Raw genomic sequence first — 21,361 nt, 5'->3', positions numbered from 1 at the left:
GGGTCCTTACTCCCCTTCAACACGCATGATGCTGGCGACACCGCGCACGGTGTCGAGCTTGCGCAGCGCCTCGACGGTCCCGGAGAGGGCGGCGTCGGGCGCGCGGTGGGTGACGACGACGAGGGAGGCCTCGCCGTCCTTGCCCTGCTGGCGCACCGTATCGATGGATACGCCGTGCTCGGCGAAGACCGTCGCGACCTGGGCGAGGACGCCCGGCTTGTCGGCCACGTCGAGGCTGATGTGGTACCGCGTGACGACCTCGCCCATGGAGCTCACGGGCAGCTGGGTGTACGCGGACTCGCCGGGGCCGTTGGCCCCGTTGAGCTTGTTGCGGCACACGGCGACGAGGTCGCCGAGGACGGCCGAGGCGGTCGGAGCACCGCCTGCGCCGGGGCCGTAGAACATGAGCTGCCCGGCGGCGTCGGCCTCGACGAAGACCGCGTTGTACGCCTCGCGGACGGAGGCCAGCGGGTGGCTGAGCGGGATCATCGCGGGGTGCACGCGCGCGGTGACAGACCCGCCGTCGGCGGCCCGCTCGCAGATCGCGAGCAGCTTGATGGTGCAGCCCATCTGCTTGGCCGAGGCGAAGTCGGCGGCGGTGACCTCGGTCATGCCCTCGCGGTAGACGTCGTCGAGGCGCACGCGCGTGTGGAACGCGATGCCGGCGAGGATGGCGGCCTTGGCGGCGGCGTCGAAGCCCTCGACGTCGGCGGTCGGGTCGGCCTCCGCGTACCCGAGGGCGGTGGCCTCGTCGAGCGCCTCGGAGTAGCCGGCACCCGAGGTGTCCATCTTGTCGAGGATGAAGTTCGTGGTGCCGTTGACGATGCCCATCACCCGGTTGATCTTGTCGCCGGCGAGGGACTCGCGCAGCGGCCGGATCAGCGGGATCGCGCCGGCGACGGCGGCCTCGTAGTAGAGGTCCTGCCCGTGCTGCTCGGCGGCCGCGTAGAGGGTCGCGCCGTCCTGGGCCAGCAGCGCCTTGTTGGCCGAGACGACGGACGCGCCGTGCTCGAAGGCGGTGGTGATCAGGGTGCGGGCCGGCTCGACTCCGCCGATGACCTCGATGATGACGTCGATGTCGCCGCGTTTGACCAGGGCGGTGGCGTCGGTGGTGATCAGTTCCGCGGGGATGCCCTCGCGGACCTTGTCCGGGCGGCGGACCGCCACGCCGGCGAGCTCGACCGGGGCGCCGATGCGCGCGGCGAGGTCGTCGGCGTGCGTCGTCATGATGCGCGCCACCTCTGAGCCGACCACTCCACAGCCCAGCAGCGCCACCTTCAGCGGACGCGTACGCATCATCCGACCTCGTTTCTCGTACTTCTGTTGCGTATCTCTACGGTGGGAACCAGTCTCACTCACCGGACGGGGGTTTCCGCCCCTCGTCCGGATCCTGAGACATCGATTTCATCACTCGACTATTTCACCACGCGACTATTTCGTCAGCCCACGTCGAGGCGCAGGAGATCTTCCTCCGTCTCACGCCGGACGATCACCCGCGCCTCGCCGTCGCGGACGGCGACGACGGGCGGCCGGAGCGCGTGGTTGTAGTTGCTGGCCATGGAGCGGCAGTACGCGCCGGTGGCCGGCACGGCGATCAGGTCGCCGGGCGCCACGTCGGAGGGCAGGAAGGCGTCCCGTACGACGATGTCGCCGCTCTCGCAGTGCTTGCCGACCACACGGGCGAGCATCGGCTCGGCCTCACTGGTCCGCGAGACGAGACTGACGCTGTACTCGGCGTCGTACAGCGCGGTGCGGATGTTGTCCGACATGCCGCCGTCGACGCTCACGTACGTCCGCAGGCCCTCGAGTGGCTTGATCGTGCCGACCCGGTAGAGCGTGAACGCCGTCGGCCCCACGATCGCGCGCCCGGGCTCCACGGAGATCCGGGGCGTCGCGAGCCCCGCGGCCTCGCACTCCCTCCCCACGATCTCGTTCAGCGCCTTGGCGATCTCGTGCGGCTCGCGCGGGTCGTCGTCGGACGTGTACGCGATGCCGAGGCCGCCACCGAGGTCGATCTCCGGCAGCTCGACGCCGTGCTCGTCACGGACCTCGGCCAGCAGCCCGACGACCCGGCGCGCGGAGACCTCGAACCCGGCCATGTCGAAGATCTGCGAGCCGATGTGCGAGTGAATGCCGATGAGCTCCAGACCGTCCAGCTTCAGCGCCCGCCGCACGGCCTCGGCGGCCTGCCCGCCGGCCAGCGCGATGCCGAACTTCTGGTCCTCGTGCGCGGTGGCGATGAACTCGTGCGTGTGCGCCTCGACGCCGACGGTCACCCGGATCTGCACCCGCTGCCGCTTGCCCAGGGACTGGGCGATGTGCGCGACCCGGACGATCTCCTGGAAGGAGTCGAGGACGATCCGCCCGACGCCGACCTCGACGGCCGTACGGATCTCCTCCTCGCTCTTGTTGTTCCCGTGGAAGGCGATGCGCTCGGCGGGCATCCCGGCGGAGAGGGCCGTGGTCAGCTCGCCACCGGAGCACACGTCCAGGTTCAGCCCCTCCTCCTTGAGCCACCGCACGACGGCCCGGGAGAGGAACGCCTTTCCGGCGTAGAAGACGTCGGCGTCCTTGCCGAACGCCTCCGCCCAAGCACGGCAGCGGGCCCGGAAGTCGGACTCGTCGAGGAAGTAGGCAGGCGTGCCGAACTCCTCGGCGAGCGCGTCGACGCCGATGCCGCCGACGGTGGCGACCCCCCGCTCGTCCCTCGTGACGGTCCTCGACCACACCTTCGGGTCGAGCACATTGAGGTCGGCGGGCGGCGCGGAGTAATGGCCCTCGGGGAGGACGTCGGCGTGGCGGGGGCCTGCGGGGTGGGCGGAACGGCTCATGTCTGCTCTTTCAAATCCGATCGGGTGCGCTGATGCCGAGCACGGAGAGGCCACCGGCGAGCACCGTCCCGGCGGCTTCGGCGAGCGCGAGCCGGGAACGATGGGCGGCCGAGGGTTTCTCGTCACCGAGCGGCAGCACGGTGTGCTGGAACGCGAGCAGCGCGTCCGCCACCGCCTCCAGATGCCGGGCCACCCGGTCAGGCGCCCGATGACGTGCCGCAGCGAGCAGGACGACGGGGTGGTCCCCCAGCACGCCGATCAGTTCGGCCGCCTCCACAGGCGTCTCGTACACCGGGGCGACACCGAGCTGCTCTCCGTTGACGACCAGCCTCCGCACCCTCGAGTACGCGTACCGCACCCGAAACAACCCGTTCCGCTCGTGCTGCACCAACAGCCCCTCCCCCTCCAACGCCCGATCCCCGGGCGCCGCCCGCAACAGCCCCCACCGCGCGGCATCGACCCCGAGCCGGTCCACGTCACAGGGGGCGGGACGGACGTGGATGCGCTCGCGGGGGGTGGGGTGGGAGGACGTCTCGCGCGCCCCGGACCCCGCGTACGACGACTCGTCCCATCCGTCGACCGCGGCGCGGGCTCCCTGACTCCTCAGGAGCCGCACGACCGTCTCGACGACGATCTCCGCCCGCTCCTCGGCGACCTCCGCGAAGCGCACCTCGGTCCCGGCGAGCGCCGTGCCATGCCCGTACGCGACTCCTGCGTCGGCGACCGCCCGTACGACCTCACGCCCGGCATCGCTCTGAAGAGTGAAGTTCAAGAACCCCGGGCCGGTGATCTCCACACCGTCCAGCCCCGGTACGTCCCGGAGCCTCTCCCCGATGATCCCCGCGACCTCGAGCGCACTCCGCCCGGCCGGCCGCGCCAACGTCAACGCCACATTGCTGGCGTACTCCCCCGCCCCGCCCGGCCTGGCCCTCTCGACCTTCACCCGCGACGGCACCTCGACCCGGAGCACACCATCGTCGACCGCACGTCGCACGGCGTGCAGCACGGTCAGAGAGAGTTCCGCGGGGGTCACACCGCCACCCTAGGGGAGGAGGGGGGTCCCCACGCGAACCGGTTTCGCCATACGGGCACCCCCGTCCACGACCAGCCTCACGACACGCCGCCCGCAGGAGCCCGAGCGGGCATACCGGCACACTCTCCGCAGGCCTCACGGCACCGGAAACACGACGCCCGATGCCCGCGGCGCGCGTACCGCCGCACCCTCCCCGTACCGACTTACCGCCCTACGTCCTACCGCCCTGCCAGCCTGCCGCATGTGCGCGTGATGCCGCATGTGCGCGTGATGCCGCATGTGCGTGTCCTGCCGTACGGGCATGTCGTGCCGTACGGACGGGTCCTACCGCGCAGTCGGGTCGAGCCGAACGGACGCGTCCTGTCTCTGGGGTCGCTCGTCCGTGCCCTGCCGTACGTCAGCGGCTGCGGCCGGCTCCTCTCCCCCGTCCGGCCCGGTCGCCTCACGCCGCTGCTCCCGCCGCTCACGGTGCATCAACTGGCGTACGACACGCACGAGCTCGGAAGGTTCGAAGGGCTTGGCGAGAAAGGCGTCGACACCGGACGCGGCCCCACCGGCGGCCTCGTGCTCACCGCAGGCACTGATGATCGCCACCGGCAGATGACTGGTCCGCGGGTCCGCCCGCAGCCGCTCCGCGGTCTTGATCCCGTCCAAGCGGGGCATGACGACGTCCAGGGTGACGACATCAGGACAAACCCGATGCACGACATCCAGACACTCGGCACCATCGGCCGCGGTCACGACCTCGAACCCCTCGAGTTCGAGATTGACCCTGATCAACTGCCGGATCACCTTGTTGTCATCGACAACGAGCACCCGACCGGACACGCCTGACACACGAACGAGAGTAGGCCGCCCCCCACACCTGCGTCCGGGTTTTACCCACTTCTGACCCGTGCGAGGGACCCCACCCTCCATGACACCCCGGAAATCCCTGTTCACAGGCACGCCCCCCAAGCTGGTAGGGTTCTACCCGTCGCCGCCAAACACGGTGAACGCCCCCGTAGCTCAGGGGATAGAGCAACGGCCTCCGGAGCCGTGTGCGCAGGTTCGAATCCTGCCGGGGGCACTCCAGCTCGGACAGCGTGATCAACCCGCTGACCAGCAAGAGTGCCAAACACAGAGACCCGGACTCAGTCCCACTGAGTCCGGGTCTCTGTCGTTGTGTGTCACTGATCGCGAGTGAGTGGCGAGTGAGCACTAGGGCGCGAGCCCGGCCCGCTGAGCGAGGCCAGAGCCGAATCTTCAGCTCACCCCTCACAGTCATGTCGATCTAGCTAGCCTGACGCAAAGCGTCGACGGTCGCACCGCCGGCGCCGTCCGAACAGGCGGGGGGATCCGTGGCACCAGCGTCCACCACTCTGGAAGTGGACCAGAAGATCATCGAGCTCGAGGCCAGCCTCACTGAGCATCGGTTCACCCGACGCTTCACGCTTCTCTGGTTGCTCGCCGGAAACCCACTCGCGATCAGCGGATTGGTACTGCTCAACACGCTAGTTGACTGGACCAACGACAAACACAACAACCAAACCTTTTTCAACGTGCTTGTGGGCGCCGCGACCCTAGGGTCCATCCTCTTCTCTACTCAGTGGTGGAACTCCAACCGCGTCAAGATCAACAAGGCGGAGATGGAGATACGCCAGCTGGAGGCGGAGAGACGCCACCTGCAAGCGCGGGACACCGGAGCGACAAACGTCTCTGGGGCTTTCCCGGAGTACTACGAATCCATCCCAGCGATCCGTGATGAGTTCCGGCGCAGCGCGGAGAGGTATCGGAGTAGACACAACCTCTTCCAGCTCACGGTGATCATTGGTTCGATTCTCACTTCGGTGAGCACCACCGCAGCTGCCGAACAGGGGATTTGGAGCTGGATCGCCGTCGGCCTCAGTGCCCTCGTGAGCATGTCGGCTGGAATCATCGCGTACTTCAAGTTCCGCGAACGTAGCCTCAACCTCCAGCAGACAGCGGATTCGATCGACCTCGAACTGCAGGCATATGCCCTGAAGATTAGGCGCTACAGAGACCTTCCCAACGACCAGGCAACAGCAACCTTCGCGGAGGAAGTCGAGCGCATCCGCGAGGAACAACGCAAGAAGGAATTGCAGTTGGAGCAACCACCAGAGGCGACACCTCAGCAGCGGCCACAGACTGTCTGAGTGGATTGACGCTCTCCCTTCCGAGCTGGCAAGGCGCTGCGTGAGGGACAACTCCACAGCGCCTCGCCCCGCTGCCAGCCTTCACTCCATGCTGCGACCCCAGCCCATCGCGTTTTCGATCTTCTTGTTGTTCAGCTCCTCGTGACCGTCGATGCAACCCTCGTAGCGGCGATGGATGACCTCGGGCGAGTTACCCGCTCGACGGGCCACCTCGGCAACGGGGACACCAGCATTCAGCCAGTTCGTGATGCAGGTATGCCGCAGGTCGTACGGCCTATGAGCAAGGGGGGACTCCACCTTGTCTGGTGGGAGGGCGATCGGTCGGGCTTCTTGCCAGACCCTCCAGTAGCTGGACGTCCCGAGTACGGCGCCGCGCTCGTTAGCGAAGAGCCGGCCGTCCTTCGCCGTGCCGAACTCCGCTATGTGCGCGCGAAGCATGGCGACCAACGTCGGGGGAATCGGGACCGGCCGGTCCGCCTTGGGCTCCCGGGACTTGAGCCCGCGCTTGTCGTGGCGCTGCCCCGAGTCCGTCCACCGCTTGCCGGACACCGGCCGGGTTTCCTTGAGGGTGAGCGTCCCCCATCCCTTCTCGGGGAGGTAGCAGTCCTTTTTCCTGAGTGCCACCGCCTCGGCCGGCCGCATCGCCGCGTATATCTGGCAGGCAAAGAAGGCGACGAGTCGCCGCCCGCGGTTCCGGTGGACGGAGCCCACGTAAGAGACCGCCGTGAGGAGCTGCTCGCCCTGGACGGCGTTGACCAGGACCCGGGGGTCCACGACGTCGCCCTTGGTAGACCCCGCGCGCTTCACTCCCGCGAGCGGGTTCTCCTCCAGATACCCGCACTCGATGGCGTACTCCATGGCCGTGTTGAAGCCGCGGCGCCGGCGCTTATAGGTCTCCCCCGCTACCGGGGCGTCGTCCAGCTTGAACGACAGCCGGTACTGGACGTCCCGCACCACCTTGGGGTCGGTGAGAGCCGAGAGCGCCAGCGATCGGGTCCGGAGCCACGTGCACGCCGCCACGAGTTCCGGCGGCGGCTCCTCGTCCTGGTGCGCCGGTACCACTGCCCATCGCATCGCAAGCCGCGTCTCCTCCGGCGTGGGCGCCTTCTTGCCGCCCTCCACCATCGCGAGCGCCACCGTGGCCAGGCTGTCGGCCAGCCCCTCACGGGTCTTCGCCGCCGCCGTACGCCACCGGCTCGCCATGTACTCGCGGCTGAAGTCCCACCACGACGGATCGGGCTTCTCGTTCTCCTTCGCAGCAGCCGCCCGGAGTTCCGACTCCGGCAGGCCGGAGGCCACGTCGAACGCTTCGCCCTTCCGCATCGCCTGCCACAGCTCGGACCGGCGGCTCTCCGCGAGCGCCACAGTGGCGAAGCTGGCGGCCTTCACCTTTCCAGCGACCGTCCAGCGGATCTGATACGGGGCCTTCTTGCTCCGTACCTGGTTGACCTTCCAGACCCGTACGTCCGTGGAGAGGGTCATGTCCCCGGAGACGGGCGGGCGCCCGCTGTTGCGGGCGCCCGGGGTGGTGCTGGTCTTGCGGTAGGTCACGCGGCTTCCTCCAGGGTCTCGATCCAGCGCTCCAGGTCCGAGCGGCGGATGCGGACCGCGCCGTTCGGGAGCTTGATGGCCTTCGGGCCCTTCTTGAGCTGACGCCACCGGTAGAAGGTGGCTCGGGGCACTCCGATCTCCTTCACGACCTGAGGGATCGTGAGCATCTCGTCACGCGTCGCGGACACGGGTCCTCCTCGACTGGCTACCTAAGACAGGGCGGGGCGCCGCACAAACCGCAGAATCCGCAGAAACCTGCGAATCCGGGGTCTGACCTGCGGCGTTGGGAGTGCTCGGGTGGCTGCCGCAAAAATCGCGAGAATCGCCGCAGAAATGGACGGTGGTACCGAGGGCCGGGCGTCGCGTGACCGGCGACGGGATTTGTGCGGCGGTTTCGCTGATTTTTGCGGCTGTCGGGCCGACGAGCCGTTTCCGCAGGTGGGCACGGCCGCCCGGAAGTTTCTGCGGATTCTGCGGTTTGTGCGGCGGGAGTCCCACGCGAAGGCGAGTGGGGAGGCTCACGCCTTGGGCTCGCGGACGCTCGGATGAATCAGGTACCGGGGCGCTGGCGGGCGACCCCGTTTGCCGGTGCGGGGCGGGGTCTCGCTGCGGAGGTAGCCGTGCTCCTCCAAGACGGCGGCGGCCGGCTCCAGTTCGGCGATGGTGGGGAACTCGGAGCGGGAGAGCTTGGCGAAGAGGTCCCGGCGGGTGACGCTCTCCCAGCCGTTGTCCTCCAGGACGGACAGCAAGCTCCGGGCGCGAGCCAGGGTGGCGTCGGCGCCCATGAGGTCAAAGACGGTCAGGGCGTGGGCGGTGAAGTAGTCGGCCAGTTCAATCGCCGCGCCCATCGTGGCGGCACTAATCGGGGCATTGGTACCGCCGTCGATGTGCACGGCGAGGTGGAGCAGACCGGCGATGCGGGCCGCAGCACCCACGAGCTTCCCGGCCCACTTCCCGATGTGCCCGAGACGCCCGCCCTTGGTGCGGAGCTGCGGCTCCAGGCGCTCGCCGTACGCCTTGAGGGCGACATCGGCTTCGGGGCTCACCTGCACCACGAGGGGGTCGGTCCAGTCCGCGAGCTTGAGCGTGAGGGCGAAGACGTTCCGCTCGTACGTCGCACCAACGGCGGGCGGGACGGGGTCCGGGTCGATCTTCCGGTAGCCGACCAGGGATTCCGGCAGGCAGTAGAGGAAGCGAGCGAGCAGACCGCGGCCGTCGAAGCCGCGGTTCTTGCCGATGTCCTCCAGGACGCTGGGCTGGACGGCGAGGCCCATGGTGAGCGCGGGGGCCTCGATGAACTCCTGGCGGGTCCGGCGGTCGACGCGCAGCCGGTCGCCGGCGTGGCCCTTGAGGAAGACCTCCATGTTGGGGACGCCGGAGTACCTCCCGGCGATGATGTCGAAGATGCCGCCCTCGGCGGACATGACCGCGAGTCGGCCGCCCTGTTCGGCGAGGAGGGTGGTGACGGTCTCGGGGGTGGCGTCGTCGGCGAGGAGCCGCGGGCGCGGCGGCACGGTCAGGGACTCGGCGGTCTGGGCGAGGCCGATGGCTTCGGCCACCAGGTTGTCCCGCTCGGGGCCCTCCGCCTTGGCGGCTTGAGCGGCGGCCTTGTCGGCGGCTTCGCGGGCCATGCGGGCGGTGACCTCGGCCTCCACGATCGTGAGGTTGGAGCCCTCCACGAGCGTGTTCTCCGCCTCGTAGAGCGGGGCGGTCATGGCGGCGAAGACGGCGGACTTGCGGTTGGCCGGACCGAGGGCGACGACGACGAAGAGGTTCGTGGGCTCACGCCACCGCCCGCGCACCTGGACAACGGCCCGGCCGCCGGCCGCGGTCGCGAGGACGGAAAGGGCGAGGGCACCCGCGAGATCCACCGGGGTCTGGGTCTCCTCGGCGAGCGCGACGACGAAGTCCGAGACCCAGCCGGGGAAGGCATGGACGGGGAACGGCGGTAGCTTCGGCTGCCGGTCCAGCGGGATCGGCTCCGGCCACGCGGCCGGGACGGTCGCGGCGCCGAGCGCGAGGGCCTCGCGGAGGTCGTCCTCGGTGGCCTCGGCCGACATGCCGGCCTGGACGATGCGGGTGCCGACCTCGATGCTCCGGCGGCGCCGGGCAAGGTCGTGGACGATCTCGGCGTAGTAGGTGGCGTTGGCCGTGGAGGGCACGGCCTGGATCAGGGTGTGGAGGTAAGGCCGGCCGCCCGCGCGGACGAGTTCGCCGGTCTGCTCCAGGTGGTGCCCGAGGGTGATCGGGTCGACGGGCTGGCCCTGCGCGTGCAGGGCGAGGATCGCGCGGTGGATCGTCTCGTGGGCGGGCACGTAGTGGTCGGCCGGGTCCATCGAGCCGTTCACGTCGCCGATGACGCCGGGCGCGAGCATGAGCGCGCCGACGACGGCCTGTTCGGCCTCCCGGTCGTGCGGTGCCATCCGCTCCACACCACCGGGCGCACTGTGCAGCGGCACCACAGGGGCGTACTGCCCATGGGCGGGCTCAGGTGTCATGCTGAGGGTTCTCCTGTTTCTGTCGAAGGGACGGAGAGCCGGGGCGGTCGCGGTCTTGTGGTGAGAGGCGACCGCCCCGGGCACAGCTACTTCTGCTTGAGCCACCGCTCGTACTGCTGACGGACGTACGCGCGGGGGTCGCAGATGACCGCGGTGTCGTCGGTGTCCATGAGCCGACGGGCCGCCTCGGTGGCCATCTCCGCCGCGTCACTGCGTACGCGCTCGCTCTCGTCGCCCAGCGCGATGCGGTCCAGGAGCGCGGCCTTGCGGAGCCAGAACTCGCGGCCAAGACCCTTGCCGAACGGCTTGTCGGCCGCGGCGCCGGCGGTCCAGCCGACCTCGCTGATGATGCTCGGGGCGAGGGCGTAGGCCTCCTCGGGCGTCGGCCACCGCTCGGCCCGGAGGTCGGCGGTGAGGTAGAGGCGCTCGCGCTTGCCGTCTCGGGTGGCGTACTGGCGTACGGCGCCGGTGGCGAAGGCACCGCCGAGCGCGGCAGTTACCCGGTCGGTGTCGTCGGGGTCGCAGATGACGCGGATCTCGAACATGGGTCAGTGCTCCTTGGTGTTCTCGGTGGCGGGGAGTTCGGGCAGTCCGGCGCGGGTGAGGGCCTGCGGGTCGAAGCCGGGCAGGGCCGCACGCGTGAGGAGGGCGGTGGCGAGCTGCTCGGCGTAGAGGGCGCCGGTCCGGGCGACTTCGATCTGGGCTCCGGCGCGCAGGGCTTCCACGCGCTCGATGTGGGCGTGGTCCTCGCGCCGCTCGACGGTGCGGCGCTCGTAGGCGGTGGTCTCACGGCGGGCGGTGCGCCAGTAGCGTGCGGCGAGGCCGTAGGCGACGGCGGTGGCGAGCACCCACAGCAGCAGCGGCAGGGACAGTCCGTCGGCGTATCCGGCGACCCCGGCGAAGGCGAGGCCGCCGGAGGTCGCGAACGCGGTTCCGGCGAGGGTGCTGTCCCCGCGGTGGCCAGCCGCGGCGAAGGCGCCGGCCGTGGCCGCTCCGGCGGCGAGGACGACCATCAGGATGGCGTTGCCGACGGAGTGTTCGGCGCCGTTGGCGTTCCAGATCCGGCCGAGGACCAGGACCGTGGACGTGGCGAGGGCGGGGGCCACCTTCGGCATGGCCGTGGTGAGCCAGTGCGGGGCGGTGATCGGCTCGTTCATCGCGGGCTCCTTCGGCTAGTTGGCGAGGTCGGAGAGGGCCGTGGCGGAGGACTGGACAAGGTTGGCGATCGGCTCGTACGCGCCGGTCCCGGCGGCGAAGAACCCGAAGAGGAAGAGCACGATGGCGGCGCCGGCCCCGGAGGACTTGCTCTTGACGGCGAAGGCGGACGCTGCGCCGAAGAGCAGGACGGCGGAGATCTCGAAGTTCATGTCAGGCTCCTGTCGTTGCGGGGTCAGCGGGTGCCGTCGCGGTGGACGCGGGCGGCGATGTTGAACAGGTGTCGGCCGACGCGGATGCGGATGCCGTGGCCCTTGCAGCGGCGGCAGGTCTTGCCGCGCTTGGGCTTGCCCTTGCGGTCCGTCGTGAGGGCGAAGCCGAGTCCGTTGCACTTACGGCAGTTGCCGAACGGCGAGGCCGCACACAGGGCGGCGTAACCGAGTGTGACGGTGAGCAAGAGTGCGCTAGCGGCGAGGAAGGGGGTCATCGGGGGCCTCTCCGGCGGTTTTCCGGGTATGCGCAGGTCAGCCCGCTAGGAACTAGCGTGCTGATCAGATGCGGTATGGGGTGCTAGCGGTGCCGCTAGACCTAGCGGGGCTTGCTGCTAGGCCTAGCGGCGATCCGCGTCAGCTCGCATCCCGATTCCCGTCACGGTCCGTGATGGCGGCGGAGATACGGGAGCGCTCGATGCCACGCCGGTTGGCGCCCTTGCCGCTCTCGGTCTTGCCCCACACCTGGGTGGTGGAGATGCCGTGGGGCTTGAGGGCGGCGGCCAGTCCCTCGGGGTCCCAGCCTCCGTAGACGTCGGGGCGCAGCTCGGCGAGCCGGGCCACGACGACTTCGGACCAGACCTTGGGCTCTTCGGCGGGGACGACGGCGAGGATGTCGCGCAGCAGGTCGTACGCGCTGGTCTCGCCGGTCTCGAACGACTCCCCCAGTGCGTGGCCGGAGAGGGTGCCGGCCTGTTCGCGGAGCTTGCGCGCCCGCAGGCCGATGGTCTCGGCGGTGGGGGCGTCGACGTAGACGGAGGAGACGATCCGGGCGTCCGCGCCTTCGCCGACGAAGTAGTGGATGCCCTTGTCCTTCCAGGAGAACATCGTGGCCCGCACGCCTCGCTTGTAGCTGGACGTGCCGAGGACCATGTCGTTCTCCAGCTGGCCCATGACCTTCAGGCAGAACCGGGCCGACGCATTCGCGCTGATGCCGGTCGGCAGGGCCTTGGCGTCGGGGCGCTGGGTGGCGAGCAGCAGCACGATGCCGGTGGCCGGTCCGCGCTTGACCAGGTCGGTGCAGATCTCCTCGAACTCCGCGCCGTGCTTGGGGTGCTCGAACCAGACCTGGCACTCGTCCACGCCGACGACGATCGGGTGGAGCCCCAGGTTCTTCATGTTCGCCAGTTCGCTGGTGACCTTCGACTCCGGGCAGATGTCCCGGGGCAGGGAGCGGATCATCTTCGCCCGGCGCCGCAGCTCGTCCCGCAGTTCCCGCAGGTCGGCGAGGGCGTACTCGATGTCCTCGTCGTCGTCCCCGGCGCGGTGGCGGTGCGAGACGCGCTCGCCGACCGGGTCGAGGTCGCCGGTTCCCTTGAGGTCGTAGGTGTGCAGCTCGGCCCGCGGGTCGAGGGCGGCGATCAGGAGCAGCAGGCGCAGGAGGAACGTCTTGCCCATGCGGGGGATCGCGCCGATGACGGCCGCGATGTACATGAGCGTCATCTCCACCCAGCGGCCGCGCTGGTCGGTGCCGAAGGCGACCGGCTTGAACAGGTCCGTGGCCCCGCTCTTGAGCAGCGGCCACACGGGCTTCCGCGCGGTCGACATGTCCTGGTCGCCGACCCAGAGGACCAAGTGCCCGGTGTGCTCCTCCGGTACGGCCTCGGGCCAGACGCAGCCCAGCGGGCGGCGCAGGCCGGACGCGAGCTTGTCGCGGCGCTCGATCACGTCCGTGACGGTGACGCCGTACGGGAGGTCTCCCTCCGCGCGCCAGCCGGGCCCGTCGCGGGTGATCGGGGCGGTGAAGGTGAAGCCGTCCCGGCCCTTGCCCTGCGCCTGGTTGATCGCCGGGATGCCGAGCGCCCCCAGCGCTCGCAGGACGATGTCGCTGGTGAGCTTGGGCGCCTTGGTGATCTCCACCGCCCGGTTGATGACCGGGGCGTCTGCCTGGCCGCCGGCCGACCCGAGGGCGAGCAGCAGCGCGCCGACCGAGACGACCTGGAGCCAGCCGGGCGCGAGGACGTAGAGGGCGAGCGCGGCGCCCATGCCGACCAGTGCGGCGAGGGTGGCGACCAGGGTCCGCAGCCGGACCCGGCCGTCGCGCTGCCGCGACAGCTTGAGGTACTCCGCCGCGTCCTCGCGCCGGACGGCGGCGAGCCGGACGGGTTCGCCCTCGCGGTCGGCGACCCAGCGCATCGTGCCACCGACGAACTTCGCGGCCCCGCGCGGGGCCTGGAGCGCGAGGCGCCCGGCGTAGACCGGGGAGCGGAGCGCGTGGTACCCGGCGAGGTGGGTGTAGTGGCTGGCGACCCAGCGGGCGGCCGTCTTGAGTTCGGCCGTCGACCGCAGCCACGCGGGGACGATCCGTCGCCGTTTGGCGCCCGCGAGTCGGCCGAGGTAGCCGGGTCCGGCGAGTGCCGGGCCGTCGACCAACCGGCGGGCCGACGGGTCGCCCGACTCGTCGGCCGACCCGTTCGTGTGGGAGTCGGGCGACGCGTCGGCGGTGGAGTTGGCCGACTCGGTGCGGGCGGATCGGGCCTTGTCGAGGTCGACCACGTCGGCCCCGGAGTCGGGCGACCCGGTGGCGGCCATGTCGGCTTCGAGTCGGTCGAAGAAGTCGTTCTCGTCATCGGGGTGCTTCACTGAGACTCTTCCTTCTCTTGAGAGGGATGGCGGGGTCCGGCCGCTGCTTTGGTCGGTCGTGACCGGACCCCGTTGCTCACAGGTCGAACAGGCCGCCCTGGTCGTCGCCGGGCGCCGCGGTGGCGCGCTGGGCGGCTCGGCGGGCGGCGGTGAAGCAGGGCGGGCACCAGGCGCGCAGCTCGCTCGGGGGCAGGGCCGCGGCGGCGAGCTCGGTGGTGAGCGGGTCGGCCGCGGCGGCCATGAGGCGGATCGGGCCGCTGTGCTTGCCCGCGTGGCGGCCGTGCTCGCGGGTGCAGCGCCCCTCGCCCTTCGTGTGGGGCTGTCCGCATGCGCCAGCGCACTGGCAGCGGTGCTGTGCGGCCTCCATCACGGTGTGGAAGAGGTCGGCGGCGACGAGCGGGCCCGGCATCACGCCGCCACCCCCACAGCCGGTGCCCCGGCCGGAGCACCTCGGCGTCCCGACCGGCGGCCGGTGACCGCCGAGAGCAGCCGACCCAGCCGGGCCCCCTTGATCCCGGCGCGGCTCTGCTTGGCCGCGTACATGGCCTCATCGGCGCGGCTGAGGAGCGCGGAGAGGTCTTCGCCGGGGAAGTCGACGGCGCGGACCCAGCCGAGGGACACCGTGGTGGCCACGTGCGGGTCGGCCTTGTCGGCGGGGCGGGCCAGTACCCCGTGAAGGACGGCGAGCAGGTCCGCGACCGTGCCATCGGTATCCAGGACGACGGCCGCGAATTCGTCGCCGCCGAGGCGTCCGGCGACACCGTTCGGGCCGACGTAGTGGGCGAGCCGGTCGGCGGTGGCCTTCAAGAGGGCGTCGCCGACCGCGTGGCCGTGGCGGTCGTTGATCTGCTTGAAGTGGTCGACGTCCGCGAGGACGACCACCGCCCTGTCATCGCGCAGGAGCGCGGTGGCGCGGCGGGTGAAGCCCTCGCGGGTCCGCAGTCCGGTGAGCGGGTCACGACGGGCGGTGCGGAGCCGACGGCGCAGCCACAGCACGTGGCCGGACCATCCGGCCGCGAGCGGGCCGGTCGCGGCGAGGATCGTGGCGAGGGTGTTCATGCGGCGACCTCCTCGGCCGTCTCGGTGGACTCGTCCGTGTCGCTGCCGTCGTTCGCCTCGACGGAGTGGAGATCCGGGCGGCTGGCCCGCTCGGCGAGCAACTCGTCTCGCAGTACGCGGGAGTTGGCTGCCGAGCAGTGCAGGGCGGTCCGGATCGCCTCGGCGTTGATCCCTGCCAGCGGCCAGTCGGCGGTCAGCTCGCGGGCCTCGGCCAGCAGCTCCGACGCCGAACGCGGCGGCTTCGCCCCCTTGGGTTTCTGGCGGGTGGTGCGCTTGCGTGGCTTTCGCTCGTCCGACTCCTCGGCCGGCGGTGGCACGGGCGGCACGGCGGGTTCCTGCTCCGGCTCCTCCACGGCCCCGTCGGGGGCAAGCTCCCCGAGCCTCAGGAGGACGCGTTCGCGGCGCGGGGTCCTCGACCGCCACCGCCAGCCGTAGGTTTCGCGAAGGTCGGCGCGGGCGAGCTGCCGCTCCTTCTCGCGGGAGAGCGCGTCAGCGTAGGAGGTGATCTCCCACAGCGTCATCCGACGCCACAGCGAGAACGTGGAGGGGAAGGCGAGCAGCCATCGCGAGGCCCGGATCTTGTCCATCCGGCGGCCGGTCGCGGCCCCGATCCGTACGGCGTAGATGTGGGCGCCGATCTCGGAGAACACCACCCACAGCAGCGGCATCGTGCCGTGGGCGAGCTTGGCCCACATGCCGTGCCCGGCGGCCACGTTCAGGCCGCAGGTGATCAGGGTGAGGACCCAGGGCACGAACCGTACCCACGCGAGGGCCATGTCCATCCGGATCAGCAGGAGGTTGGCCACCGTGAACACCGGAATGGCCACGTCGATGCCGACCGGCAGCATCCACGGCTCGCCGAAGCCCCACCGCAGCGCGGCGGCCGACACGGCGTCGAAGGAGGAGATGAGCCCGAGGGCTCCGACGCCGGCGGCGGCGAGCGCGCCGATACCGGCGAGGCCCATCTCGGGCCGGGTCAGCGGCGGCACCGCCGACCGCTCGTTGGTGATCGCGGTCGTCATCGCGCACCGCCGAAGAGCTTCCGGTTCCGAACCGCCCAGCCGATGTGCTGAATGAGGAACCCGAGAACCGCCGCGGCGAACAGCCACGCCTGATGGGCCGCAACAGCGCCCGCGGCGCTACCCAGCGCGATCAGCGAGCCGAGCCAGACGAGACCCAGCTCCGGGCCCCAGTGCATCCGGGCGCTCATGCCGCCGCTCCCTTCCGGGAACGGGAGCGGCGGGCCGCCGGCCGTACCAGCGGGATGACGTTGAACAGCTCCGGCGCGAACGCCTCGATCGCCTCGGCGGCGACTCGGCTCACCTCGTCCGGCAGGTTCGGGTTGTCCGCGAGGATGTCCCGCGCCGCGTCCAGACGGGCCGCGCGCTCCTCCTCGCTCTCGCCCTCCACCCCGAGCCACAGCTCCACCGGGGTGCCGAGGGCGAGTTCCACGAAGTCGTTGGCGCTGATGGCCTGATGGCCGCCGATGAATGTACGCATGGCTGATCGCTCCTGAACTTGTCGAAGGGGCGCTGGGTGGCTTCGGTCCGTGGTGAGAGGCAGCCACCCCAGCGCGGCGGGGTCGGAATTTCTCCGGCTCCCCCTGCCTCGCCCGTACGGCACCCTGTGCGGGGCCCGGACGGGCGAGGGAGGCAACCGGTCGCAGCAACCACTGCGCAGGTGACCTGACGTCCGCGAATCACCGGCCATCCCGGTGCGCCGAAGCTGCGGATCAGGGGACGCGGTAGGCGTGGCCGCCGTGCCGGTCGAGCACGGGCGTCGCCCAAAGTCTTCGTCGATGCATGGAGACCCCCTCGGGTCGGTCGGATCGGATGAAGCACTGCAAGGGGGACCTGTGTCCCCACCCTCCGGCCGTTGCTCGCGGTCGCCGGGCCACCTCGCCAGTACGGGCCGAAACCCTGTTCCACCTGGCCTTTAGCGGGATTGCAGCGTCCCCGCCCTGTGCTTGCAGACAGCACCTCTCTTCGGGCCGAAGCCCGATGAGGTACATGTATCACCTGTTCCTCATCATGGAGAGGCGGGTTGGGGTCGTCAAGTCCCTTGGTTTTCAAGGAGTTCGTGAACCCGCCCCGCTCGATGTCTCAAGCTTGGCCTGATCAGGGCAGACGCTGGACTCCACACATGTACGGCTTCGGGACGACTTGGCTACGGTGAAGTCGTCCCAAGTCGTCCCGCGGGTGGGAGAGTGCGGCATGGCCAACGAACGACTGCGCGGCGCCATCATCGAGAGCGGCATGACGCTCGATCAGGTCGCCGAGCGGCTCGGGGTGTCGGCGAAGACAGTGGAGCGCTGGATCAACGGCCCCAAGCGCCAGCCGTACCGTCGATTCAAGTACGCGACGGCCTCGCTCCTCCAACGCGAGATGTCTTACTTATGGCCCGAGGAACGGACGTCCGCAGAGGTCACCGAGGCGGGCAACGCCGAGCTGATCAAGCTCTACCCCCACCGCTCGGTCGTGCCGAACCGGCTCTGGACGCAGCTCTACGCCGGCGCTCAGCGGTCCTTCGACGTCCTGGTCTACTCAGGGTTCTGGCTCACTGAGGACGCGGCTTTCCACCAAGTCGTCAAGGAGAAGTCGGCCGCTGGCATCCCGGTACGGTTCATGCTCGGCGACCCCAACTCAGCTGCGGTGGCGGTGCGCGGAGCCGACGAGGGGATCGGCGGGGCCATGGCAGGCAAGATCCGAAATGCCCTGGTCAACTATGCGCCACTCTTCGGACTCCCCGGCGTGGAGTTCCGCCTCCACTCCACCACGCTCTACAACTCCCTCTATCGCGCGGATGACCAGATGCTCGCGAACGGGCACCTGTACGGTGTCGGCGCGTACATGGCGCCGGTGCTGCACATCCAGCGGGTGGCCGGCGGCGAGCTCTTCGACGCCTACGCCGAGAGCATCGAGCGGGTCTGGGAGAGCGCCCGCCCCATCACCTCACCCACTGATTTGGGAGGCTCAGACGCATGAGCCGTATCGACTACTTCCGCGACCCCGCCGCCCCAAAGGCCAACTCGGTGGTGCCATCCGTGACGGTCGTCGTACGCGACGACGAGGGGCGACTCCTCCTCATCCACAAGACCGACAACGACCTGTGGGCCCTCCCGGGCGGAGGCCACGACATCGGCGAACGAATCGGCGACACCGCGGTCCGGGAGGTCAGGGAGGAGACGGGGATCGAGGTGGAGGTGGACAACATCGTCGGCCTCTACACGGACCCGGACCACGTCCTGGCGTACGACGACGGAGAGGTCCGCCAGCAGTTCTCCATCTGCTTCCGGGCCCATCCGGTCGGCGGATCCCTCCGCACCAGCAGCGAATCAAAGGAGGTCCGCTGGGTGAACCCAGCGGACCTCGATGACCTGGACATCCACCCGTCCATGAGGCTGCGCATCCGGCACGGCCTGGACGAGTCGCGGCGGGAGCCCTACCTCGGCTGAGCGCCGGCCGTGGCGCTGGCCATCCGGCGCTCCACCCGCTCGTTGGCGGCGTAGATCTCGGGCGCCGCGCGCTGAATGAACCGCCCCACGATGGTGTCCGGCCCGTACCGCTGCACGATCTCGTCCAGCCGGGCGACCGGGGTGGTGTGCGCACCGTCGGGCGTCGTCGTCATGTCGGAGACGATCAGCGCGTCCACCAACTCGGGCCGCTCAAGCTCGAACTCAGTCTCAAGCTCATGTCGGAGCCCACGCTCCTCGGCTTCCAGGAGCGCACAGGAGTGATGCGCCACGAGCCGCACCACCCGCTCGTCGGCGCCCTCCTGGTCCCGAAGGAACCGGGCCCCGTCGAGCGGGTGGAAGCCTGTGGTTGCAATGGCCGGCGAGTACCCGACGTCGTGCAGAACGGCCGCGGCCTCCAGCAGCTCGGCGTCGGCGCCGAGGATCGGGCTCAGAGACCGAGCCCGCTTGGCCACGCCGAGGGAGTGCGCCCAACGACGCGGCAGCGGCTCGGACAACATCGATTCGGAGAGCGAGTACGCCCACTCAGTAAGCCCCATGAGCGCCAAGGCTACGGCTGCTGGGGCGAGGGCGGGAGGGCGCGAACGGTGCGCCCCTTGCCGTGAACGGTTTCGAGCACGCCGTTCCCCTCCATCTGGGCGAGAGCACGCCGCACTGCCGTGCGAGACGCTCCGAAGCGTTCGCAGAGCTTTGACTCGGACGGGTAAGCGTCGCTCACACCTAGAGAGTCCTCCGCGATGACGTCCATCATCCGATCAATGAGCGGTCGACGGGCAGCCTCAGTCCGGACTCGCCAACCAACACCGGGTGAGGACTCCACAACCCCCTCGGACTCTAGAACTTTCAGGGCCCGCCGGACGGTGTTGCGCGAGACGTTCCGCGATCGCATTAGAGCGGCCTCGGACGGTAGGACATCGGCGATCGCTCCCCTTTCGATCTCCGTGCGAATCGACGTTGCGATGACCAGGTACGTTCCGCGAGGGCTCGCCTCCGTCACATTGACTCCCTTCTCAGTCTCCACTGAGGGTCGCATGCTCGGACAGACGCGATGATGCGGCTCCACTGAAAATGTCGGTGCCGGCCCTTAAGCTCCAACCGTGGCGATCGAGCCTCCACCTTGCCGGGAGCGGTCCCGCGGTCGGGCGCGTCTGGTGGGAAGCCCAGGACCTGCGGCTGCCTCTATGCCCCGCTTCAGCTCAGGCGCCAGCACCTTAAGGTCGGTTCGGCGCCGGCCCGCCGCTCGGGTCGGCTACGTCGCCTCGCAGCACCGCAGGAGACTGAGCGCGGCCGTACTTCGTAGATGGCGAGCCCGAACCTCGCCATGTGAACGCGTGGCGCCTGAGGACTCCATGCTCTGCCACCTCCGGCCCTGGTGACCTACTGCCCTGACCCTCAGTAGGTCTCTATGCTGCTCGCAGATCCGCGTCCGTGGCCAGAAGCGGCGTGGCTGACCCTTTAAGGACGGCCGTGTACATCGAGAGAGTAGTCCTAAATAACATCAAGGGATTCGAGAACGCTGATCTTGATTTCAGCGGCCATGATGGTGAGCATAGCGGTTGGGCAGTTATTACCGGCGATAACGGCTCGGGCAAGACCGCGCTGCTGAAGTCGATTTGCATGGCGCTTCTCGGGCCTGACGATTCTCGTGTGCTGCTGGCGGACACCAGGGGATGGGTGACTGAGGGGCATCCCGCAGGCTCCATCTCTGTGGAGGTGAAGCCATTCAAGGAATATGACAGAACTGCCAAAGGTGGATCGCCGGTCCAGAATACGTTTTGGGCTGAGATTGGGTTCTCCCGCGAGGCAGGCGCCTGGGGCATCTCCTCCGTGGATGTTTACCGAAACAAGAAGAAGGGTGCGTTTAACGGCCCTTGGTCCCCAGGCACTCAAGGGTGGTTCGCGCTCGGGTATGGGCCCTTCAGGCGCCTCTACGGTAGTTCGCCGGACGCCCAACGCCTCATGGTAATTCCGGGTCGAGTCCCACGCTTCGCTACCCTTTTCAAGGAGGATGCGACCCTCGCTGAATGTGAGCAATGGGTCAAGCAGCTCAACTACAAAAAGCTTGAACAGCAGGAGTCAGAAAAGGCGGCACTCGAAAGCCTCCTGGAACTTCTCAATGACAACTTCCTTCGCCAAGGAATGGCGGTCAGCGAGGTAAATTCAGAAGGCATTTGGTTGAAGGATATGGCCGGTCGAAGGATGCCACTATCTGATATGAGCGAAGGATATCGCTCCGCTCTGGCCATGCTAATCGATATCTTCCGCCACATGGTCGACGTGTACGGATCCACTGACCTGACCAAGCGCGCAGAGGACGGCACGATCTATATCGACCGGCCTGGTGTTGTCATCATCGATGAAGTGGATTCTCACCTCCACCCAGCATGGCAACGCGAGATCGGATTCTGGCTCAAAAGGCATTTTCCCCACGTGCAGTTCATAGTTACAACCCATAGCCCTCTTGTGTGTCAGGCGGCTGATCGGGGGCGCATCTATCACATGCCTCAGCCGGGGGGTGGGCCGCCGTTCCAATTGGACGAACCTGATTTCATGAGGATCGTCGCAGGCAAGCCCGACCAGATTCTTCTCACACCGGCCTTCGGGATGAGCCATACGCGGTCACCAAAGGCTGTGGCCGCAAATGTGAGGCACTCTCGACTGAGAGCAAAGCAGATCGCCGGAAAGATCACCCTTCAAGAGTCAGATGAGCTGGAGCAGCTCTCCCTTTTTGTCGAATCGGAGTGATGTCGAAGA

General features: G+C 69.1%; 23 protein-coding genes and 1 tRNA gene. 5 read left to right on the top strand and 19 right to left on the bottom strand.

Annotated elements, in window-relative coordinates:
• Positions 1-6 precede the first annotated feature (6 nt).
• The 4 genes from OO54_RS24990 to OO54_RS24975 form a co-directional block, all read right to left on the bottom strand.
• Positions 7-1,299: a homoserine dehydrogenase gene (locus OO54_RS24990; protein WP_033206770.1), complete on the bottom strand. Its 1,293-nt coding sequence runs from the start codon at positions 1,297-1,299 to the stop codon at positions 7-9.
• A gap of 140 nt (positions 1,300-1,439) precedes the next feature.
• Entirely contained in the window at positions 1,440-2,831 is a 1,392-nt protein-coding gene (lysA, locus tag OO54_RS24985) for a diaminopimelate decarboxylase (protein ID WP_033206767.1), read from the bottom strand.
• A 10-nt stretch (positions 2,832-2,841) separates the two neighbouring features.
• Positions 2,842-3,864 carry an ArgS-related anticodon-binding protein NrtL gene (gene nrtL / locus OO54_RS24980; RefSeq protein WP_033206765.1) on the bottom strand — a complete coding sequence of 341 codons (1,023 nt, stop codon included), beginning with the start codon at positions 3,862-3,864 and terminating at the stop codon, positions 2,842-2,844.
• A 324-nt stretch (positions 3,865-4,188) separates the two neighbouring features.
• Complete coding sequence (locus OO54_RS24975) at positions 4,189-4,701, bottom strand: response regulator (protein WP_051787166.1); 513 nt, start codon at positions 4,699-4,701, stop codon at positions 4,189-4,191.
• A 160-nt stretch (positions 4,702-4,861) separates the two neighbouring features.
• Here OO54_RS24975 and OO54_RS24970 point away from each other — a divergent pair.
• Together OO54_RS24970 and OO54_RS43825 are read left to right on the top strand one after the other, a co-directional pair.
• Positions 4,862-4,933, top strand: a tRNA-Arg gene (locus OO54_RS24970).
• 298 nt (positions 4,934-5,231) lie between these two features.
• Positions 5,232-6,020, top strand: coding sequence for a DUF4231 domain-containing protein (locus tag OO54_RS43825; RefSeq protein ID WP_200146662.1), 789 nt, complete (start codon positions 5,232-5,234; stop codon positions 6,018-6,020).
• An 81-nt stretch (positions 6,021-6,101) separates the two neighbouring features.
• Here OO54_RS43825 and OO54_RS24960 read toward each other — a convergent pair whose 3' ends face one another.
• The 13 genes from OO54_RS24960 to OO54_RS24900 form a co-directional block, all read right to left on the bottom strand.
• On the bottom strand, positions 6,102-7,502 hold the full coding sequence (locus tag OO54_RS24960) for a tyrosine-type recombinase/integrase (RefSeq protein ID WP_106970099.1): 1,401 nt from the start codon (positions 7,500-7,502) through the stop codon (positions 6,102-6,104).
• Between the two features lie 65 nt (positions 7,503-7,567).
• Entirely contained in the window at positions 7,568-7,759 is a 192-nt protein-coding gene (locus OO54_RS24955; protein WP_033206761.1) for a helix-turn-helix transcriptional regulator, read from the bottom strand.
• A 330-nt stretch (positions 7,760-8,089) separates the two neighbouring features.
• Positions 8,090-10,069: a DUF3987 domain-containing protein gene (locus tag OO54_RS24950; RefSeq protein WP_033206759.1), complete on the bottom strand. Its 1,980-nt coding sequence runs from the start codon at positions 10,067-10,069 to the stop codon at positions 8,090-8,092.
• 86 nt (positions 10,070-10,155) lie between these two features.
• Positions 10,156-10,614 carry a hypothetical protein gene (locus OO54_RS24945; RefSeq protein WP_033206757.1) on the bottom strand — a complete coding sequence of 153 codons (459 nt, stop codon included), beginning with the start codon at positions 10,612-10,614 and terminating at the stop codon, positions 10,156-10,158.
• A 3-nt stretch (positions 10,615-10,617) separates the two neighbouring features.
• Positions 10,618-11,226, bottom strand: coding sequence for a hypothetical protein (locus OO54_RS24940; protein ID WP_033206755.1), 609 nt, complete (start codon positions 11,224-11,226; stop codon positions 10,618-10,620).
• 15 nt (positions 11,227-11,241) lie between these two features.
• A complete protein-coding gene (locus OO54_RS24935; RefSeq protein ID WP_033206753.1) occupies positions 11,242-11,436 on the bottom strand; it encodes a hypothetical protein in 195 nt (64 codons plus the stop codon).
• Positions 11,437-11,459: 23 nt separating this feature from the next.
• On the bottom strand, positions 11,460-11,711 hold the full coding sequence (locus OO54_RS24930; RefSeq protein WP_033206751.1) for a hypothetical protein: 252 nt from the start codon (positions 11,709-11,711) through the stop codon (positions 11,460-11,462).
• Positions 11,712-11,850: 139 nt separating this feature from the next.
• A complete protein-coding gene (locus tag OO54_RS24925) occupies positions 11,851-14,076 on the bottom strand; it encodes a cell division protein FtsK (RefSeq protein ID WP_033206748.1) in 2,226 nt (741 codons plus the stop codon).
• A gap of 76 nt (positions 14,077-14,152) precedes the next feature.
• On the bottom strand, positions 14,153-14,485 hold the full coding sequence (locus OO54_RS24920; protein ID WP_033206843.1) for a hypothetical protein: 333 nt from the start codon (positions 14,483-14,485) through the stop codon (positions 14,153-14,155).
• On the bottom strand, positions 14,485-15,135 hold the full coding sequence (locus tag OO54_RS24915; RefSeq protein ID WP_033206746.1) for a GGDEF domain-containing protein: 651 nt from the start codon (positions 15,133-15,135) through the stop codon (positions 14,485-14,487). The genes OO54_RS24920 and OO54_RS24915 overlap by 1 nt, the downstream gene beginning before the upstream one ends.
• A complete protein-coding gene (locus tag OO54_RS24910) occupies positions 15,132-16,157 on the bottom strand; it encodes a DUF2637 domain-containing protein (RefSeq protein WP_033206743.1) in 1,026 nt (341 codons plus the stop codon). Before OO54_RS24910 ends, OO54_RS24915 begins: the two co-directional genes overlap by 4 nt.
• Positions 16,154-16,345, bottom strand: a complete 192-nt coding sequence (locus tag OO54_RS24905; RefSeq protein WP_033206741.1) for a hypothetical protein — start codon at positions 16,343-16,345, stop codon at positions 16,154-16,156. Before OO54_RS24905 ends, OO54_RS24910 begins: the two co-directional genes overlap by 4 nt.
• The gene (locus OO54_RS24900) at positions 16,342-16,635 is read right to left on the bottom strand and encodes a hypothetical protein (RefSeq protein ID WP_033206739.1); all 294 of its coding nucleotides are present in this window, start codon (positions 16,633-16,635) and stop codon (positions 16,342-16,344) included. Before OO54_RS24900 ends, OO54_RS24905 begins: the two co-directional genes overlap by 4 nt.
• A 713-nt stretch (positions 16,636-17,348) precedes the next feature.
• Between OO54_RS24900 and OO54_RS24895 the strand changes: the two genes are divergently transcribed.
• Positions 17,349-18,119, top strand: coding sequence for a helix-turn-helix domain-containing protein (locus tag OO54_RS24895; RefSeq protein ID WP_033206737.1), 771 nt, complete (start codon positions 17,349-17,351; stop codon positions 18,117-18,119).
• Positions 18,116-18,589 carry an NUDIX hydrolase gene (locus tag OO54_RS24890; RefSeq protein ID WP_033206734.1) on the top strand — a complete coding sequence of 158 codons (474 nt, stop codon included), beginning with the start codon at positions 18,116-18,118 and terminating at the stop codon, positions 18,587-18,589. Before OO54_RS24895 ends, OO54_RS24890 begins: the two co-directional genes overlap by 4 nt.
• On the opposite strand, the gene OO54_RS24885 is transcribed toward OO54_RS24890, so the two are convergent.
• Together OO54_RS24885 and OO54_RS24880 are read right to left on the bottom strand one after the other, a co-directional pair.
• Entirely contained in the window at positions 18,577-19,146 is a 570-nt protein-coding gene (locus tag OO54_RS24885) for an HD domain-containing protein (RefSeq protein ID WP_200146663.1), read from the bottom strand. The genes OO54_RS24890 and OO54_RS24885 overlap by 13 nt on opposite strands.
• An 11-nt stretch (positions 19,147-19,157) precedes the next feature.
• A complete protein-coding gene (locus OO54_RS24880; protein ID WP_033206730.1) occupies positions 19,158-19,604 on the bottom strand; it encodes a GntR family transcriptional regulator in 447 nt (148 codons plus the stop codon).
• Positions 19,605-20,074: 470 nt separating this feature from the next.
• On the opposite strand from OO54_RS24880, the gene OO54_RS43060 reads away from it, so the two are divergent.
• Positions 20,075-21,352: an AAA family ATPase gene (locus tag OO54_RS43060; protein WP_033206727.1), complete on the top strand. Its 1,278-nt coding sequence runs from the start codon at positions 20,075-20,077 to the stop codon at positions 21,350-21,352.
• Positions 21,353-21,361: the final 9 nt, after the last annotated feature.

This window comes from Streptomyces wedmorensis (genome assembly GCF_000716445.1).
Classification (GTDB): domain Bacteria; phylum Actinomycetota; class Actinomycetes; order Streptomycetales; family Streptomycetaceae; genus Streptomyces; species Streptomyces wedmorensis.
Note: the sequence above shows the minus strand (reverse complement) of the source record. Positions and strands in the feature narration are given on the sequence as shown.